The sequence below is a fragment of the Pseudorhodobacter aquimaris genome (genome assembly GCF_001202025.1).
GTDB classification, from domain to species: Bacteria; Pseudomonadota; Alphaproteobacteria; order Rhodobacterales; family Rhodobacteraceae; genus Pseudorhodobacter; species Pseudorhodobacter aquimaris.
The window spans coordinates 1-1511 of the sequence record NZ_LGHS01000006.1 but is presented as its reverse complement, the minus strand read 5'-3'; the positions used below and the strand labels follow the sequence as shown (position 1 = coordinate 1511).

The following is a 1511-nucleotide window of genomic DNA, read 5'->3' as shown; positions in this document are numbered from 1 at the left end:
GACAGAACAACATCAAAGGCGTTCTCCTGTGCATCCCGTAGTAATTTCTGGATGCCACTGCGCATCAGACTGGCACCGGAGATAGCCTTGTCAGAGTAAACTTCGGTCACCTCCATACCATGCCGCGCAGCGTACTCGCGACACGACCGGATTTGATCGTCAATGGACGCATCGCGCTGCATGTCGGTGGAAAAACGGGCATAGATTGCGGCGCGAAGGGGCTGTCATGGAAATATCCGAAGTTAAAGATCAGTCCTCACGCGCGTGATCGGCGCGGGCCAGTTCACGCGCGAGGGCTCTTATCAAGTCGTGCAAACGCTCTTTATGATGCGTACTTCCGGCTTGGTTGGCAACAGTGGAAACTGCCGAGGTCTGCGCACAGGGCAGGGCATCGCCCTGCGGCGTGCCTTCCTGTTGCGTAAATCTCTTCCGTTCCCGCGCCATAGCGAGTTGCTCCCGGCTCTCTTCCGGAGCACCGGAAAAGGCTTTTGAATGTTGATCCAAGGTCGCGGATTAGCCCGCCTTCCATAAGCATCATCATACATCCTTTGCCCCGCCCTAGGTGCTAAACTTTGCTAAGCAATTACGATTATTGTGGAAAACCCAACCACCAAATCCGCAAAACTCTCTACAGAGAGAGAGTTCTGCGCTTTTTTTGCGGCAGAGGTTTGGACTAGGGAACCGAGGCATCCATGGAACCACATGGCGTAATCAGAGGGACAGCTCTCGTGCTACGCTACCGCTTTCATCAGCATGGAGGAGAAGATGAAGCATTTTGTGGGACTCGACGTGTCAATGAAGGAAACGGCTGTTTGTTTGGTCGATGACCATGGGCAGCGAATTTGGGAAGGCAGCGTCGCCAGCTCGGCTGATGCCATCGCTATGATCATTCGGCAGAAGGCACCGGATCTGGTTCGGGCGGGGATGGAGACTGGGCCTCAAGCCGTTTGGCTTTGGCATGCTCTGCGAGAAAGAGGAGTTGCAGTAGATTGCATACACGCACGGCGTGCGGCAGCCGCCTTGAAGCTGCAAGCTAACAAAACCGACCGTAACGACGCCTTTGGGTTGGCTCGCCTGGTTCACAGTGGCTGGTATGAGCCGGTGGCCATTAAATCGTTTGACCGCTACCGCATGCGGGCGGTCCTCACGGCGCGCGAGCGGATAGTCCGTATGTCTACGACGATGATCAATCAGATCCGTGGACTGGCCAAAACCTTTGGCCTGACGTTGTCCGCCGGCAGGCACCATTCGGGTCCCCTCTTGATGGGGTGGACGCCCCCTCACGGCATCTTTGTGCCAAGGTAGCGGTGTCGAAACTTGCTACGAGGAGGAAGCGCCCATGGAAAAGGTTAGCATTGTTGGGCTGGATATTGCCAAGAATTCATTTCACGCACATGGAGCGGCCGAGGACGGATCGAAGGTTTTTAGTAAGGCTTTACCGCGAGGCCGAGTGTTGGAGTTTTTCGGTCGGGTTGAGCCCTGTATCATCGCCCTGGAGGCCTGTGCAGGTG

3 protein-coding genes are annotated in these 1511 nt (G+C 55.7%); 1 reads left to right on the top strand and 2 read right to left on the bottom strand.

The genetic code is table 11. The features are described 5' to 3' along the window. Both AKU94_RS18820 and AKU94_RS19445 read right to left on the bottom strand, forming a co-directional pair. Window positions 1–206 (bottom strand): recombinase family protein (locus tag AKU94_RS18820; RefSeq protein ID WP_269744951.1); only part of this gene is annotated, 206 nt, incomplete at its 3' end. Between the two features lie 43 nt (window positions 207–249). Beyond that, window positions 250–444 carry a hypothetical protein gene (locus AKU94_RS19445; protein ID WP_157056339.1) on the bottom strand — a complete coding sequence of 65 codons (195 nt, stop codon included), beginning with the start codon at window positions 442–444 and terminating at the stop codon, window positions 250–252. 321 nt (window positions 445–765) lie between these two features. Between AKU94_RS19445 and AKU94_RS00480 the strand changes: the two genes are divergently transcribed. Continuing rightward, complete coding sequence (locus AKU94_RS00480) at window positions 766–1305, top strand: IS110 family transposase (protein WP_198144793.1); 540 nt, start codon at window positions 766–768, stop codon at window positions 1303–1305. Window positions 1306–1511: the final 206 nt, after the last annotated feature.